General features: G+C 68.1%; 13 protein-coding genes. 2 read left to right on the plus strand and 11 right to left on the minus strand.

The features are described 5' to 3' along the window. Window positions 1–10 precede the first annotated feature (10 nt). The 4 genes from glyA to KEG38_RS10465 form a co-directional block, all read right to left on the minus strand. Window positions 11–1276 carry a serine hydroxymethyltransferase gene (glyA, locus tag KEG38_RS10450; protein ID WP_372518167.1) on the minus strand — a complete coding sequence of 422 codons (1266 nt, stop codon included), beginning with the start codon at window positions 1274–1276 and terminating at the stop codon, window positions 11–13. 5 nt (window positions 1277–1281) lie between these two features. Continuing rightward, window positions 1282–2619: a dihydrolipoamide acetyltransferase family protein gene (locus tag KEG38_RS10455; RefSeq protein WP_272419074.1), complete on the minus strand. Its 1338-nt coding sequence runs from the start codon at window positions 2617–2619 to the stop codon at window positions 1282–1284. Between the two features lie 129 nt (window positions 2620–2748). Continuing rightward, on the minus strand, window positions 2749–3507 hold the full coding sequence (locus KEG38_RS10460) for a glutaredoxin domain-containing protein (protein WP_272419076.1): 759 nt from the start codon (window positions 3505–3507) through the stop codon (window positions 2749–2751). Further along, the gene (locus tag KEG38_RS10465; protein ID WP_272419078.1) at window positions 3504–5516 is read right to left on the minus strand and encodes an ABC-F family ATP-binding cassette domain-containing protein; all 2013 of its coding nucleotides are present in this window, start codon (window positions 5514–5516) and stop codon (window positions 3504–3506) included. The genes KEG38_RS10460 and KEG38_RS10465 overlap by 4 nt, the downstream gene beginning before the upstream one ends. Window positions 5517–5620: 104 nt before the next feature. On the opposite strand from KEG38_RS10465, the gene KEG38_RS10470 reads away from it, so the two are divergent. Next, on the plus strand, window positions 5621–6244 hold the full coding sequence (locus KEG38_RS10470) for a hypothetical protein (RefSeq protein ID WP_272419079.1): 624 nt from the start codon (window positions 5621–5623) through the stop codon (window positions 6242–6244). Between the two features lie 386 nt (window positions 6245–6630). Further along, window positions 6631–7902 (plus strand): iron-containing redox enzyme family protein, encoded by a 1272-nt coding sequence (locus KEG38_RS10475; protein ID WP_272419081.1) that lies wholly within the window; start codon window positions 6631–6633, stop codon window positions 7900–7902. Window positions 7903–7998: 96 nt separating this feature from the next. Here KEG38_RS10475 and KEG38_RS10480 read toward each other — a convergent pair whose 3' ends face one another. The 7 genes from KEG38_RS10480 to KEG38_RS10510 all read right to left on the minus strand — a co-directional run bounded on the left by KEG38_RS10480 (window position 7999) and on the right by KEG38_RS10510 (window position 16579). Then, a complete protein-coding gene (locus KEG38_RS10480) occupies window positions 7999–9153 on the minus strand; it encodes a DUF4388 domain-containing protein (protein ID WP_272419083.1) in 1155 nt (384 codons plus the stop codon). A 7-nt stretch (window positions 9154–9160) separates the two neighbouring features. Beyond that, window positions 9161–10186, minus strand: a complete 1026-nt coding sequence (locus KEG38_RS10485; RefSeq protein ID WP_272419084.1) for a two-component system sensor histidine kinase NtrB — start codon at window positions 10184–10186, stop codon at window positions 9161–9163. A gap of 79 nt (window positions 10187–10265) precedes the next feature. Then, the gene (locus KEG38_RS10490; protein ID WP_272419086.1) at window positions 10266–12023 is read right to left on the minus strand and encodes a coiled-coil domain-containing protein; all 1758 of its coding nucleotides are present in this window, start codon (window positions 12021–12023) and stop codon (window positions 10266–10268) included. Window positions 12024–12042: 19 nt separating this feature from the next. After that, entirely contained in the window at window positions 12043–12777 is a 735-nt protein-coding gene (locus tag KEG38_RS10495) for an OmpA family protein (RefSeq protein WP_272419088.1), read from the minus strand. Between the two features lie 17 nt (window positions 12778–12794). Beyond that, entirely contained in the window at window positions 12795–13169 is a 375-nt protein-coding gene (locus tag KEG38_RS10500; RefSeq protein WP_272419090.1) for a roadblock/LC7 domain-containing protein, read from the minus strand. A gap of 192 nt (window positions 13170–13361) precedes the next feature. Then, window positions 13362–13775 (minus strand): V4R domain-containing protein, encoded by a 414-nt coding sequence (locus tag KEG38_RS10505; RefSeq protein WP_272419092.1) that lies wholly within the window; start codon window positions 13773–13775, stop codon window positions 13362–13364. A 689-nt stretch (window positions 13776–14464) separates the two neighbouring features. Further along, window positions 14465–16579 carry an ATP-binding protein gene (locus KEG38_RS10510; protein ID WP_272419094.1) on the minus strand — a complete coding sequence of 705 codons (2115 nt, stop codon included), beginning with the start codon at window positions 16577–16579 and terminating at the stop codon, window positions 14465–14467. Between the last annotated feature and the right edge of the window lie 29 nt (window positions 16580–16608).

Raw genomic sequence — 16608 nt, forward strand, 5'->3', positions numbered from 1 at the left:
CGGCTGTTTGTCAGGAGAGGATGCCGGGCGCGGGGAAGCTCGTGCAGAGCTCCTTCACCTCGCCGGCGATACGCGCGATGCGCGCCTCGTCCTGCGGATGGTCGGCCACCTCGGCCATCCACCCCGCGATGAGCCCCATCTCCTTCGGGCCCATGCCACGCGACGAGATCGACGGCGTGCCGATGCGGAGCCCCGACGGATCCATGGGCTTGCGCGGATCGTTCGGGATCGCGTTGTAGTTGCCCACGAGCCCTGCGCGATCGAGCGCCTTCGCGTACGGCTTTCCGCCGATGTTCTTCGGCGTCATGTCGACGAGCAGGAGGTGGTTGTCCGTGCCGCCCGTGATGAGCCGGAAGCCCTTCGCTTCCAGCGCCTCGCCGAGCACCCGCGCGTTTTCCACCACGCGCGCAGCGTACTGCTTGAACGACGGCTCCATCGCCTCGCGCGCGGCGACCGCGATTGCGGCCGTCGTGTGGTTGTGCGGGCCGCCCTGCAGGCCGGGGAACACCGCGCGATCGATCGCGGAGGCGTGCTCGGCCTTGCACAGGATCGCCGCGCCGCGCGGGCCACGGAACGTCTTGTGCGTCGTCATCGTCACGACGTCCGCGATCCCGATCGGCGACGGATGCGCCCCGCCCGCGACGAGCCCCGCGATGTGCGCGATGTCCGCCGCGAGGATCGCGCCCACCTCGTCCGCGATGGCGCGGAACGCGGGGAAGTCGAGCGTGCGCGGGTAGGCCGTCGTGCCGCACCAGATGAGCTTCGGCCGGTGCTGCCTCGCGAGCTCGCGCACCTGGTCCATGTCGATGCGGTGATCCTCCGCGCGCACGCCGTAGGGCACGCTCGTGAAGAACTTGCCCGTGATGCTGACGTTCCAGCCGTGCGTCAGGTGCCCGCCCGCGGGCAGGCCGAGGCCCATGATCGTCTCGCCGGGCTTCACGAACGCGAGGTAGACGGCGAGGTTCGCAGGGCTGCCCGAGTAGGGCTGCACGTTGACGTGCTCGGCTCCGAACACCTGCTTCATGCGGTTCTTGGCCAGCTCCTCGACCTGATCGATCTGCTGCTGGCCCTCGTAGTACCGCTTGTGCGGGTAGCCCTCCGAGTACTTGTTCGTCAGGACCGACCCCGTCGCCTCGAGGACCGCGCGCGAGACGTAGTTCTCGCTCGCGATGAGCCGGATCGTGTCGGCCTCCGCGCGCTCTTCGCGGCGGATGAGCTCGGCGATCTCGGGATCGACCTCGGACAGCGGGCGATGGCCCTCGGGTTTGGTCGTCACGGCAGTCATCCGACTTCGAACTCCCCGCGGCTCAGAAGATCCGCGACGCGCCAGAGGAACGAGTTCGCCAGCACGCCGTCGACGATCCGGTGATCGTACGAGAGCGCCATGTACATGACCGGATGGATGGCGATCACGTCCTCGCCGTCGCGCGTCACTACGACAGGCCGCTTCTTGATCTCGCCCATGCGCAAGATGCCCACGTTCGGCTGCGAGATGATCGCGCCGCCAAAGAGGTTGCCCTTGAGGCCGGGGTTCGACACCGTGAACGTCGTGCCGGCGAGGTCGTCCGCGGTGATCTTGTTGGCGCGGGCGCGCGTGGCGAGATCGTCGATCTGCGCCGCGACGCCCCGCAGCGAGAGCTGATCGGCGTGCTTGATGCTCGGCACGATGAGGCCGCCGGGCGTGTCGACGGCGACGCCGAGGTTGATCTCCTTGAGCACGGCGAAGGAGTTGTCGAGCACGCGCGCGTTGAGGTGCGGGTGCTCGCGCAGCGCGCGGACCGTCGCGGCGCAGATGAAGGCGAGGAACGTGAGCGGCACGCCCTCCTTCTTGAAGCGATCCTTGTGCTGCTCGCGCAGCTTCGTGGTCGCCTGCAGATCGACCTCGGCCACCGTGACCACGTGCGGCGACGTGATCTTCGAGTACGCCATGTGATCGGCCGTGATGCGGCGGCGGCGCGAGAACGGAATGACCTCGTCGCCCGGTCGCGGCGTGTACGGCGGCACCTTGTACGCGCCGTACCCGACACCCGGGATCGGCGGGACAAACCCGCCGCCCGCCTGCACGAGCTGCGCGAGCTCCGGCGCGGCTGCGATCGGGGCGACGGGCACGGCCGCGGGGGCCGGCGGAGGCGCGGCAGGCGCGGGCGCGGCAGGCGCCGGCGGGGGCGTGGCATGGGCCACGCGGCGCACGTCGTCGTGCGTGATGCGCCCGTGCTCGCCCGTGCCTTGCACCTGGCTCAGATCGACGCCTTCTTCACGCGCGAGCTTGCGCGTCGAGGGCGAACCGAGCGGCTGCGCCGCGGCCTCGGCCTTCGTCTCTTTCGGCGCCTGCGGCTCGGCCGGCGCGGGGATGACGGGGCGCACCACGTCTGCGCCGGCGGTCGCCGTCTCGTCGATGCGGCAGAGCAGCCCGCCCTTCGGGACCACCGCCCCTACGGCCGCATCAATCTCGGCGACCCGCCCCGCGGTAGGCGAGGGGACCTCGGTGTCGGCCTTGTCCGTCGCGACCTCCAGGAGCGGCTGCTCCCGCTTCACGAAGTCGCCTACACGCACGAGCCACTTGGTCACCGTCCCCTCGGCCACGCTCTCACCGAGCTGGGGCATGACTACGTCGATCATGGAGTTCGCTCCTGGAAATCCCCGCGCTTTCGGGTCCGGCTTGCGGGGGGGCCGCTCGTATACGCCCGGCGCCTGGCGAGGGCAACGTGGGCGCACGCGCAGAGCGACGATCTTGGGCTTCTTCCGCTGTCAGAGCGCCGTGCCGGCGGACGCCTTCGCGAGCGCGCGGTCGACGGCGTGGGTGCTGAAGCCCACGAGGATCTGCCCGCGGATGTCGATGACCGGGATGCTGCCCCCGCGCTGGCCCGCCTTGTCGAGCTTGTCGCGCATCTCGAGGGCCGCCTCGGGGCTCGCCTCCACGTCCTTCTTCACGACACGCACTCCCTTGGAGCGCAAATAATCTTCCGCCTGGTGGCAGGGTTTGCACCAGTCCGCGCCGTAGACGATCACCGTCAGATCCGAGGCCACGACGGGCGGCTCGTCCGCCTTTTTCGGCCCCTGCGCCGCGCTCGGCGCGCCCGTCGGCGAGGGCTGCGGCGGAGGCGGGGCGATCTTCGCGAGGTACGCGCTCCGCCGCTTTTCCACCTCGGACTCCCACGCGCGCCGCGTCATCGTCCGCGTCGCGTACGTCCCGTCCTCGCGCTTCTTCGTCAGATCGACGACGTAAAACAGGCTTTTCGTGCCCTCCTCGCGATCACTCACGACGACACGCACGAGCGATCGACCCTCCGCCGGCACGTCCGCGGGCTTGAGCTCCACGTGCATGTCGCCCTTCTCGTCGATCCACGTGAGCAGGAGGTTCGGCGTGTCCTCGCCGATCGCGAGCGCCGGCAGCTCCTCCGTCGTCGCGAGCGGCGTCGTGCCGTCGTCTTCCTTTTTGGTCGAGCACGCGGCCGCGCTCGCCAGCGTGACGAGCGCGAGCATCGCCACGGCGCGGAGGCGCCTCACGCCGTCCTCCCCACGTCTTCTGCCGCGAGCTCCTCGCCGAGCGTCATCCACTCCGTCATCGACGTGTCCACGCGCTTCGCGAGCGCTTGCTCCTCGGCCACCATCTTCGCGAGTTTTTCCCAGTCCCCGCCCGGGTCCTGCTTGAGTACCTCGCGCATCCGCCCGAGCTCGGCCTCGCCCTTCGCGATCTCCTCTTCGAGCTCCTTCACGCGCTTGCGCTTTCGCTCGAGCGCCCGCGACGCGGCCTTCTCCGCCTCGAACGCGCGTTTCTTGTCGAGCGGCGACTCCGGCCCCTTCGCTTGCGCCACGACCGTCGACGCGCTCCGCTTCACCGCGCGCTTCGAGCGCCCATCATCCTGCGCACGCTCATCCTCGCGCGCGTCGTCGTCCTCCTCGGGTGGCGCGGCCGGCCGGGACAAACTCGCCTGGAAGTCGCGGTATCCGCCGGGGAAGAGCTCGATCTTGCCGCCGTTGAACGCGCAGATCCGCGTGGTCACCGCGTCGAGGAAGCGGCGATCGTGCGACACGAGCAGCACCGATCCCTCGAAGCTCGCGAGCGCCTCTTCGAGGATCTCGGCCGCAGGGATGTCGAGGTGGTTCGTCGGCTCGTCGAGAAAGAGCAGATTGCGAGGTTCGAGCAGGAGCTTTGCCAGGGCGAGCCGACTCCGCTCGCCGCCGGAAAAACCTTCTACTTTGCGCAGCGTGTCGTCGCCGTAGAACCGGAACCGCGCGAGGTACTGCCGCGCGGCGTCGACGTTCATGTCGCCGCGCACGCTGCGGATCTCCTCGACCGCGGTCTTGTTCGGGTCGAGCGAGCCGAGGTGCTGATCGAAGTACCCCTCGCACAGGTTCGTCCCGCGCTTGACCTCGCCCTGATCGTCTTCCGCGCCGCGGCCCGCGAGGATCTTCAAGAGCGTCGACTTGCCACACCCATTCTGCCCGAGGATCCCGATCCGCTCCCCGCGACGCACGAGCAAATCGAAGTCCGAAAAGAGCTGCCGCCCGCCTCGCTCTGCGGCGAGCCCGCGCGCGTCGAGCACGATGTCCCCGCTCCGCGGCGCCTGTACGAAGCGGAAGGCGACCTTCTCGGCCCGCGCCCACACGTCCTCCGGCCGGTCGACGGTCTCCATCTTGTCGAGCATCTTCCGCCGGCTCTGCGCCTGCTTCGTCTTCTGCCCCGCGATGTTCCGCCGGATGAACTCCTCGGTCTTCGCGACGAACGCCTCCTGCCGCTCGGCGAGCTCGCGCTCCCGCTCGAGATCCTCCTCCCGCGCCTCCGCGTATCGCGAGTACGCGAGCGGATACACGCGGAAACTCCGCCGCCCGAGCTCCATCGTGATCGGGCAGAGCGCGTCGAGGAACGCGCGATCGTGCGAAACCACGAGCATCGCGCTCGGCAGACCCGCGAGGTGCCGCTCGAGCCAGGCGATCGTCTCGATGTCGAGGTGATTCGTCGGCTCGTCGAGCAAGATCAGGTCCGGCGTGTTCGCGAGCGCCACGCCGAGGTGCAGCCGCCCTCGCTCCCCGCCGGACAGGCTCCCGAGCGCGCGGCCCATGTCCTCGTGCGAGAAGCCGAGGTGCGCCGCGAGCATTTCCACCCGCCGCTCCAGCGCGTCCCCGCCCGCCAGGTGGTACTTGTCCGTCGCGGTCGCCAGCCGATCGAGCGCTTGTTTCGTCCCGCTCGCGGCCGCGTGCGACGCCTCGTCGAGCTCCTTCCGCAAGGAGAGTAGCTCGTCGAACCCCGACAGGAACGCTTCGAGCACCGTGCCGACCTTCGGCAGCTCGTGCGACTGCCGGACGTACGCGACCCGCGTCCCCCGCTTGATCACGACCGAGCCCGCGTCCGGGACGAGCTCCCGCGCGATCAGCCGCATGAGCGTGGACTTTCCCGCGCCGTTCGGCGCCACGAGCGCGGCCCTCTCCCCCGGGGCGAGCGAGAACGTCACCCCCTGAAAGAGCTGATTTGCGCCGTACCCGAAGCCGAGTCCGGAGACCTGAAGGACGGTCATGGCCGGCAGTCTTAGCATGTAAGGCGGGGGGCACCCGACATCCGGCCCCAGGGGACGCCGGAACCTCGCGCCATCCGCCCCGAACCTGGATAGGATGTGCCCTGATGACGAACGCCACGGACCTCGAACCCACCGCCCTCGCCTGGACCGAGGAGCTCGCGCGCGCGCTTCAAACGCGCACGGCGTGGAGCCAGCTCGGCACCGTGGAAATCGTCGAGCACTCTGGCGCGGCCACGCTGGGCGGCGTCATCGATCGTCGCCTCATCCGCCTGGAACAGGGCAAGCCCGTCGAGGAGACGCTCGAGAAGTGGCGCGGCTCGGCGGATGGTCGCATCGTCGACCGGCTCGTCGTGCAGGCGAACACGATGCTCCTGCGCCGCTTGCCGCCGGCGCGCGTGGTCGAGTCCTTCGGCCCTGGATGGCTCGCCGACTTCGAACCGAAGGGCCCAATCGTCGTCCTCGGCACGGCCGCCGATCTCGTGAACGTCGTGCGCACGTTCCGCGACACGCCGCTCGGGAGCCGCATCCGCCCCTCGGCGGCGGATTGCAGGCCCGGATCGCTCGTGGCCGTGGCCGGCGAGGGGCTCACGGCGACGATGGTGTGCATGGTGTCCTTGTCACTGACCCCGCAGGGCATTCACGTCGTCAGCGTTGTCGACAACAAATCGCGAACGAACGCGAAACTCTCGCGCGCCGACGCCACGATCGCTGCCCAGCGCCCCGTCTGATTGCCAGAATCGTGCTCCGACCCGCGCGGGCACGATTCTAACGTTCCACGCACACCACATCTGTTTTTCGCGCCAGGCCGCTGGCGGTACGTGGAGTTGTGCGTTGTCAGTGAAAAGAATGGGATCCCATTCATTTAAATACATGGGATCCCATGGATTAAAATTGAATGGGATCCCATGCATTTGAGGGCCCGTTCCAGCTGCGTGGCCATTTCTTGGTGTAAGGTCGTGAAACGCCTCGCTCGGCGACCGGAAACGGTATAGATTCGATCTTATCTATTCGTCCCTGCCGATATGTTTTCGGCGGGCGAGCCGCCTGACGCATCGCAGCGCGCGACGGTATATCGCGCTGCGGCGCCAAACCCTGGCCGATCGAGGAGAATTGTATGTCCGGAGAGGCGAAGCATGAAACCAATAATGTGGGCTGGGATGCCATGCCGCCCTCGTCGCGCGCGCCGGCCTTCGTGACCACGCAGGAGGGGGTGAACAACCCCGATCGGAAAGGCGCCGAGGCGGCGCTGCACAACCTCAAGCTGGCCCAGGCCGAGCACCCGTTCTGGCGGAACCGCTTCTTCAAAGCGTGCACGGCCGGGCACCTCACGAAGGCCGATTTCCAGTTCTTTTTCGGCCAGTACTACCTCTACAACCGCAACTTCACCCGATACCTCGCCGCGCTGATGGCGAACTCGGACAACGATTACCATCGCGCGCGGCTGTCGGAGAACCTGTGGGAGGAGGGCGGCGGCCAGGAGACGGACAAACGCCACGCCGAGATCTTCCGCAAGTTCCTCCGCGATGGGCTCGAAATCGACATCGATAAGACCGACTATCTCGACGCCTCGCGCTTCTTCGTGCGCGAATTCCTCGATTTCTGCCTGCGCTCCCACCCCGCCGCGGGCTCCTCGTTCCTGTCGCTCGGCACCGAGGGCATCGTCTCGCGGATGTATACGATCATGGTCGAGGGCATGCTCAAGGCCGGGATCTCCGAGGAGTTCCTGACCTTCTTCCGCATTCACATCGGATGCGATGACGAGCACGCGGCGACGCTGGAGGACATGATGCTGTCCTACATGCACACGCCCGACTGGTACAACACGTGCCTGTCGTCGATGAATTACGCGCTGAGCCTGCGCCACCGCTTCTTCGAGAGCCTCTACGACGCCATCCAGGGTCGGAAGCTCCAGGGCGTGCTGAGCCGCATCCAGGCGCGCCGCTCCCTCGCCCCCCAGTTCCCCGAGTCCAGCCAGATCCGCTTCGCCTCCGGCCAGCGCGGCGTCGCGAGCTACGAAAACGAGTCCGTCGAGCGAATCCCCTTCAAGTCGGAGATCCTCGACACCCGCATCGTCCGCATCCCGCCCGGGAAGGTCAACGAGCGGCACAAGCACGCCCACGAGATGGTCCTCCACATCGCCGAGGGCACCGGCCGCGTGCAGGTGAACGAGTCGACCGTCGAGGTGAAGGCCGGCGATACGGTCTTCGTGCCCCGCTGGTCGCTCCACCAGACGCAGAACACGGGCGACGGCGAGCTCGTGATGCTGGCCTTCACGGATTACGGCCTCACGCGCCGCGCCTACCAGAACGAGCCCCCGCCGGCTCGCCCCGCCCCGCGCAAGGAAGAAGGCGTGATGGCGCAGGCCGTCGCCGACGCCGAGGAGTAAACGCGCCGCCTGGGGCGCAAAAACGAGAATGGCCCGGCCGAAACAGCCGGGCCATTCTTCATTTGGGGCCCAAGGGTTCGAGCCCGAAGCGATCCGTCAGAATCGCTTCGTCGGATCCTGGTCGAGCTTCTTCAGGTTGAGCTCGATGCGGCGGTTGCCCGGGTCGAGCTCCAGCGCCTGCTGCCAGAACTTGCGCGCGTCCTCGCGCTGGCCGTTGCGCAGCGCGGTGAAGCCCTGATCCATGAGCGTCGCGACCTCGCGCTCCTTGAGGCGCGCGGCGATCTCCTCCGGCGTCTCCTCGGGCGGCGGGGGAGGCGGCGGAGGCGGAGGCGGCGGGGGAGGCGGCGGAGGAGGCGGCGGGAACGCCTGCGACGAGAGCTCGCGCGGCACCGGCGGCGCGTTGAGCGCGTCGAGGCGCATACGCGCGTTCGTCGGGATCTGCGCCTTCTGCTGGAAGCCGGGGTCCGGCCCGAAGTCCCAGTCGTCCTTGCTGCCCTGCTGCTGCGTGATGCGGCCGGGCCGCACCGAGGGACGCGGCGCATCGTCGTCGGACGGGCCGAAGCGCGCCTTCTCGTCGAGCTTGCGCACGCCCTCCATCAGGATGTGCTGGTAGTCGCCGTTGATCGTGCGCTCGAAGTCCGGCGGGAACGGCGCCATGTTGAAGACGCCGTCCTCGACCGCGATCATCTCGTGCACCGCCTCCTCGCCGACGATGTTGTCCCAGACGGCGTGCACGATGTCGCCGTTATGGATGAGGATGATGCCCGAGACTTGGCCACGCGCGATGCGGAGCGCGGTCGTCTTGCGGCCGAGGCAGAGCATCTGGATGACGTCGACCGCCGAGAGCTCGGAGAGGCTCCCGAGCAGGCTGTCACGCGTCTCCATGGCCTGCAGGAGCGCCGCGCGGAGCTCGTGCAGGTCGAAGGGCTTGCGCATCAGCTTGAGACAGCCGACCGCGTGCGCCTTGTCGCGGATCGTCGCGACGTCGAACGCGGTCATCACGATCGCCCGCGTGTCCGGCGTCTCCACCGCGGCCCAGACGACGAGGTCCATGCCGCTCATGCCCGGCAGGTGGACGTCGGTCACCAGGACGTCGATCGGCGTCTCGCGCAGGATCTGCCGCCCGACCTCGGCGTTCTTGGCTAGGAGGACGTCGTATCGATGGTTGTCCTGGTACAGGAACCGATGGAGAGCGAGGACGATCCCGTCCTCGTCGTCGACGATCAGCACTCTGTGGCGTCGTTGAGCCATGGCTGTTCTACCTGCCGGTCATGATGGGCAACGTGATCGTGACGCACGTTCCCGAGACGTTTCCGCTCCGTCCGCCGATCGTGATCGAGCCACCGTGGTCGGTCACGATTCGATAACATATCGAGAGCCCGAGCCCCGTGCCCGTAGGCTTGGTCGTGAAGAACGAGTCGAAGACCTTGTCGACGAGTTCCTCCGGGATCCCGCTGCCCGTGTCCTCCACGTGCAGGACCATCCGCTCGTCCTCGATGCCCGCGTGGACCTTCAGCTCCCCGCCCTCCGGCATCGCGTCCGCCGCGTTGATGAAGAGGTTCAAAAGGACCTGCTGGAGCTGGTCCTGATCGATCCAGAGCGGGCGCAAAAGGCCGTAGCGCGTGCTGAAATGGATGTTGTTGAGCCGCCCCTCGGCCGCGCCGCGCGCGCGGTTCACGATGGTCGGCAGATCGGCCTTGGTGCGCCGGGGCGGCCGGTGGCGCACGAAGCCGAGGAGCTGGCCGAGCATGTTGTTCAGCCGGTCGATCTCGCGGTTTACCGCGTGTAGCGAATCGCCGAGCCCGGCCTCGGCGGCCTCGTGCTCAATCGACTGGATCGTCGCCTTGATCGCGGCGAGGGGGTTGCCGATCTCGTGCGCGACCATCGCGCATGCCTTGCCGACCTCGGAGAGTCGCTCGAGTTGCCTGCGTTCGGCCTGGAAGCGCTCGGTCTCCGTGACGTCGTGCATGGAGATGATCGTGCCGAGCCGGTTCGAGCGGATGAGGCGGTAGCCGACGATGGTCTTGTTGCCGGCTTCGTCGAAGGCCTCGACCGTGAGCTCTTTCGTGCGCGGCGGGCCGTCGCGCCCGAGCACGTTCTCCACGTGCTCGAAGATCTTGTTGATCAGCGGGGCGCCGCCCGCGCGTCGCGTGATCAGGTCGTCGGCGACGCGGTTCGTCACGACGACCTCGCCCCCCTCGTCCACGATCACGACACCCACCCCGATCTCGTCGAGCAGGGTGGTCCCCGATGAAAACGGTACGTTGGGACGGTTTTTCCTCATGGTTTGGAGGGGGGAGGCGCAGCGTAGGCGCAGCGATCGTCCATTCTACGACGCTCGCGCCACCCCCGCGGCTTGAACGTCAACCGTAGCCAAAGAGCTTGGTGACCGTCTTCACGACCTTCTCCTCGGCCGGATCCGGCGCCTCGTCGCGGAAGCCGAGGACGCTGAGCGCCAGCGTCTCGTCTGACCACCGCAGCCATCGCGTCCGCATGACCACGTTGTTCACGTCGAGGATGTGGATCACGTGAGGCTCGGCGATCGGCAGGAGGTTCCTCACCCGATCACTCACCTCGGACACGACCGAAGCCGCGGCCGCGAGCTCGTTCTGGTACCGAACCTCGCCAGCTGCCGCGATCACGAGACCACGCGTATCCGCGAGCACGACCGCACGTCCACCCGTGTCCTCGCGGAGCAGCGAGCTCATGCCTTCTTCGAGCAGCGTCTCCAGGCGTTTGTCCGTGTTGCGGAAGCTGATCGGAGCGGTGCTGATCGGCGCCTGGCTCGGCGGAGCCTTCTCCATCGAGCGCGCCGCCGTCATGGCGAAGGCCTGCGCCTCGAGGTCGATGATGCGCCGGCGCATGTTCTTCGCCTCGATCGCGATCGCCTCGAGCTCCTCGACACGCCTGCGGAGATCGCTGTTCTCGTTGGCGTAGTAGTCGAGCTCTGCGGCCTTCTGCTCGAGCGTGCGCACGCGGAGCGAGAGCTCGTTGTTCTTCTTGTTGAGCGCTTCGGCTTCCTTGCGCAGCTTGTCGGCCTCGGCCGCGCTCGCGCCGCCGCCGCTCGCCGCCGCGGGCGCGCTGGCAGAGGCCGCCTTGAGCTTCGCCTCGAGGTCCTGCACCTTCGCGCGCGCCGTGCCGAGCTCCATGCCGAGCTTCGCCGCCTCGTTCGCGGCTTGCTGCAACGTGGCGATCTGCGCCTGGAGCTGCTGCACCTTCGTCTTCTCGGCCGCGAGCTCCTGACCGACCTTGCCCGCGTCGCCCGTCGACTTCTGCGCCGCCGCGAGCTTCTGCTCGAGGTCGCGCACCTTGGTCTTCTCGGCCTGGATGTCCTGCGCGAGCTTGCTCGTGCTCTCGGCCGTCTTCTGCAGCGCCGCGACCTGCGTCTGGAGCTGCTGCACCTTGGCCTTCTCGGTCGCGAGCTCCGCCGAGAGCTTGTCCGAGCCGCCCTGGCGCGTCTTGAGCTGCGCGTTCTCCGCCGTGAGCTGCTCGACCCGCTGCGCCGACGCGCGAAGCTGATTCGCTTGCGCCTGCGCCTCGCGGAGCTGCGCCTGCGCGGCCTGCACCTGCGCGTTCGATTCGGCGAGACGGCGCTCGAGATCCTGCCGCGCGCCATCATCGCCGCGACCCGCTTGCGCCTGGGCCATCGCGGCTTGCAGGCGTTGCTCGAGGTCGTGGGCGCGAGTGCGCTCGGCTTGCAAGGCCTGCGCGGCTTGATCGGCCGCGGCCACGCGTTGCCGGAGCTCGGCGTTCTCCTGCCGCAGTTGGGCTTCCGCAGGCGAAGGACCGCTCGCAGCGGCGCGCGCGCGGTTGACCTCGGCCTGAAGCTGGTTCACCTGCTCGCGGAGCTTCTGCGCTTCACCCTGCGCCTTCTGCGCGGCCTCGGAGCGAGCTCTTTCCGCGGCCTCGGAGGCCGAGCGCGAGAGCTCGGCGTTCTGCTGCTGCAGGGTCGCGAGCTGGGTCTCGGCTTGCTGGCGTGCCTCTTTTTCGGCCTGGACGAGGCTCGTATCCGCGGCGGCGCCGTTCTTCGAAGGGAACGCCCTGCTCACGAGCAGGCCGGCCCCGAAAAACAGCCCGGCTCCAGCCGCGGAAGAAAGCCATATCGATTGGATCAGGTCCATTCCTTCCTCAAGTCCTCGGCTACCGCCACTCGATCTCGACGCGCCGGTTTAGGCTCCAGGCCGTGGGGGTGTTCGAGGCATCTGCGGGCTTCATGCCGCCCACGGCCTCGGTCGTGATCCTGGAGTGCGGAATGCCGTTCGCGTGGAAGAAGTTCTCCACCGCCGCGGCGCGCTTGCGGCTGAGCTCCAGGTTGTGCTCGCGCGATCCGAGTTGATCCGAATGCCCCCGGAGATGGATGCGCAGGCTCGGGTTCGCCTTCAGCTGCTTGAGGACCTCGTCGAGCGTGCTCTTGGCCGACAACGTCAAGAGATTCGAATCGATCTCGAAGAGGATGTCGGAGACCGCCGCGGGTTTGTCGCCGGAAGCCACCGCCGGGGGCGTGGGCTTCGTCGGCGGGGGCGTGGGCTCGGGCTCCGCCGTGGGGGCCGGCGGAGTCGCTGTGGCCACCGAGACCACCGGCAGCGCGGAGGTCGTCGCCGTGGGCTCGGGCGCCGTGGTCGGCGGCTCGGGCGTGGGGGTCGGTCGTGGAGGCGGCGCGACGGCGACGCTCGGGCCAGGCGTGGCCGTAGGCCTTTGCGCCGAGGCCTGCGCCGAGGTCGTTCCCCCCGGCCGTGCCCCGGTCACTTGGGCCTGCTTCGCTTGCTCCTCGGCGTATTCGGGCGCGAGCTTGAGGTTAATCAGCCCGAGGTCCGTGAGACCGAGGAGCAGCAGCCCACCAAAGGCCAGCCGAGCGTTTCCAGTCGAGTTAGCCATAACAAATCAGGCCGCCGTCATACGATCTTGGACAGCTCGGTCACGCGCCGGCGAATATCGAGGAACACGAGGCCGAGCTTCGCGTCCGGCGTCGTGAGCACGATGAGCAGCGATTCCGCGCCGACCGCGTTCAGGATGACGTAGCCCTGACGGCCACGCACGTACGTCTGCTCCATGGCGCCACCCATGAGCTCGTGGGCGATACGCTCACCGACACCGAGGAGCGCGGCGGCCATACCGGACACCAACTCTTCGTCGATCTCGTTCGGGAGCAGCGAGGCGATGATGAAGCCGTCGGTGCTCACCATGGCCGACCCGATGATGTCGGGCGATACCGAACGAAGATTGCGAAGAATTTCCTGGATTTTTTCGACTCGACTTCCAGCTGCCACGTCTCCTCCTGTGCGGGCAAGCCGAGCCCGAGTTCGTGCTCGAGCTCATCAATCAACCCGGGCGCCGCGTCCGGGACATGTTCTGCCCTCTCGCACTGCTCTCCGGAATCCCTCGGGCCACCGTCCTACGCCGAGGGCCTATCGGAAAACCGGTGAGTGGGCGAGGCCGCCACCACCACGTGGCGGCGTCGTCTAGCCCAATTCGACCGTCACCTGGCACGTACCTTCGCCGTTGGCGCCGCACTTCGTCTCGTACGCCTTCGGCTTCTTCTTGATCAGGACCTCGGTGATCCCTGCGACGAAGCCGACCTCGAAGTGGCAAATACGCTTCGAGATGCTCGCCATGCCCGCGCACGTGATGCACTCGTCCAGGTCCACCACGAGAAGCTTGTCGTCGAGCTGGCGAGGGATGAGAATGCCAATACGTGAATCGCGCACGAACTGGACGACCTCCTTGAGGTATTCGTCCGTGCTCGGCTTGTACAGCATCTGGCCGGCTTCCTTGCCGAGCTCCCTACCACCGTTCTGGAAAACGACCGCCGCCCCGCGTCCCAGCACCTCCTCCACGTAACCCGCGGAGAAGTGACGGAACACGCGAAAGACCAACAGCGGAATGTCGTTTCCCAGAATCGGCCTGTGGGTCTGAGCGACTTCTTGGATGAGACCCATTAGAGCACCTCATTGTCCTTGGATTGACCTGGACTCACACCAACCTCCCTGTGATGCGGACCCAACCCTGCGCGGCCGGCGCGGGGACACCCGCCACCCACCGTCTGCACACGCCCTCGCACAGGCAGGACAGCGGGCGAACCCACGTGCCAGCTCGGCGGGGTAGAAGCAGAGTGTACCGTCGGTTCGACCATCGCGTGAAAAATCGGCGGGAAATCCAAGCGTTGACGTTGCACCCCGGGGCGTGTGCCTACGAGGTCGCGGAGGCCGGGTGCGGTCCATGGACCCGCCCCGGGTTCCGCAGAATACCTTGAACCAAGGCAGGATAGACTGAAACGGACCCCGATGCTAGCCAAGAAATCCCCGCCAAGGGGCTCCGGGCACCGCGAGGATACGCGGCATCGCACGCGATCACAAGAAAGCATCCAGCTCGCCGATCAGGTCCGACAGACCCGCTCGGAAAACCGGACGAACAGTGGGTCATCTCGCTTCGGATGACTCTTGTGATCTAATTGTGTGAATTGAGATGCTGATTTGGATCGCCGGCACATGCGCATCCATGTGCCGGACTGTGTGAGACTGGGCCTCCGAAGGGCGAGGACCAGGGGGGCGGACGGGAAAAACCGTCAGGCAGCGACCGAAGGTACGGACTGGAACGTGGCAGCAAGGACGTCGGGCGCAGGTAGGGCAACCGACGAAAGTCCACGCCGCGCCGCCGGGAGCCACGAGGACGGATCGCCCACGAGGCCCCGCGCCATCGACTCGAGGAGCCGTCGCCGCAGGAGATCCTTGCGCCGGTAAAAACTCGCCCCGTGCTCAGCGTTCGCATGCGGGACGTAACTCGCAAGCGAGACGTGCGTCTTCTCGTGCAGCATCAGATCCACGAGCGCCCCGAACGCCGCCGGATCGTCCTGCTGCAGCACGGACACGAGCAGCGCACGCACCCGCGCCGACGCGAGGTTGACGCTGATGCCGCTGCCGTCCGTGTGCGCCATCTCGTCCGGGCCGTAGAGATCCTGATGCACCGAGATCGGCGAGGGCGTGAGCTCCGCCGCGATCGAGATCGCCGCGTCGATCCCCTCGAGCACCGTCATCGCCGCCGCGAGCGCATCGACACCCGGCACCGCCTTCGCCGTCGCGAGCAAGGTCTCCCGATCGATGCGCTGCATCGCGAGCGCGCCGATGCGTCGGCCCCGACGGTCCTGCGAGCTCGCCGCCGCCGCCGCCGCGGAGGTCGCGACGAGCCGCCGCCAGAGTGCGTCCGCGAGCGGATCGTCGAGCGAGATGTACGTGCGACCCGGCAGCTGCGGCTCGCCCATAGGCCGGAGCGTGCCCGCACGGTAAGCGCCAAGAAGATGGCGCAAGGTGACGATGCGCGGGTGCTGCTCGTGCTCGTCGTCGATGGTGAGCACGCGGATGGCCGGCGTGTCGAGCAGCGCGTCCGCGAACCGCACGACCTCCTCGGGCGCGGCCACCGTGGGGCGCCGCTGCGGTCGTCGCTCGGACTCCGGCGGCACGGAGCTCGGCGGCGTGATGAGCGGCCAGGGCTTCGACGAGCGGGTCGCCTCCGTGAGCTCCTCGGGTGCGCTCGCCGTCGCAGGCTGCGTGGGCTGGCCCGCGAGCGCAGCACAGAGCAGGCGATCGAGGACCGACGAGAGGCGATGATCCACGGCGCGGAGGAGTTCGCGATCGTAGAGCGCGTCGTGGAGCACGAAGCGCTCGAACGCCGCGATGAGCGCGGACTCGACGGCCGCGGATGCATGCGCGGCCACCGCAGATCGACCCTTGTTGAGCGGCACCTCGGCGGGCAGCTCGACGACGATGCCGAAGCCCGCCGACACGATCGCCCGCGCGAGGTCGCGGTGGAGCGAGAGCTCGGGCGCGGTGAAGAGATCCTGGCGGACCGCGACGAGCAATCCGCGCTGCGTGATCGTGACGTGCGGCAAGGCGCCGTCGCCGCGGCCGACCCAGATCGAGAGCTCGCCAAGTGGGCCGGTGAGCGGGCCCGCGACGTGCGCGCGCGCGACGCGGCGCATGCGCGTGCGGGCGACGTTGATGAGCACACCGTCGACGTAGATCCGAGCGACGGCGGGATCGACGAACGAGGCGGCCGCAGCGACCTCCGAGGCGAGGACCGAGCGGCTGATCGGCTCGTCGAGCAGGAGCCGCACCGACGTGCCCGTCCAGCCCTCGACGTGCGGCAGCGGCCGAAGTGACCAGGCGAAATCGGCGTAGGGCGGGCCCTTGCCGAGTGGCTCGACGCGCAGGAGGTGGCCCTCGGTGCGCGTGCGTGTCTTCACCTCGAGCCGCGGCGCGATCTCGAGCGCGCTGAAGAAGCCGATGCCGTGCTCGCCGATCGCGAGCTCCTCGCCTTCCTTGCCGCTGCGAAACGGGACGAGCAGATCGCCGAGGACCTCGTCGGCCGTCATGCCGCGCCCGCGATCCGTCACGATGATCTCGGTGCCGCCGAGGCCCGACTGCACGTCGATCGCGGAGCCGCGCGGCGAGGCGTCGAGCGCGTTCTGCACGAGCTCACGCAGCGGCGCGATGCGCGAGGCGCTCTGCGCGTAGATCGTGCGAGAGAGGATCCGCTCGGCGAGATCGGGGACCGTCGCCTCTCTGCGGCAAGCCTCCACGATGCCCGGGCGGGCCGCGCGACTCGCCGCGAGGTAGGCCGCGGAGCGACCATGCACGCGTACGAGGAGCAGGTCCGAGAGACGGCCAGCGTAGACTTCGGTCATCGGTTCCCCCCTGATTTCCCCACCGTCCG

It is taken from the genome of Polyangium jinanense (genome assembly GCF_028435265.1).
Taxonomy (GTDB): domain Bacteria; phylum Myxococcota_A; class Polyangia; order Polyangiales; family Polyangiaceae; genus Polyangium; species Polyangium jinanense.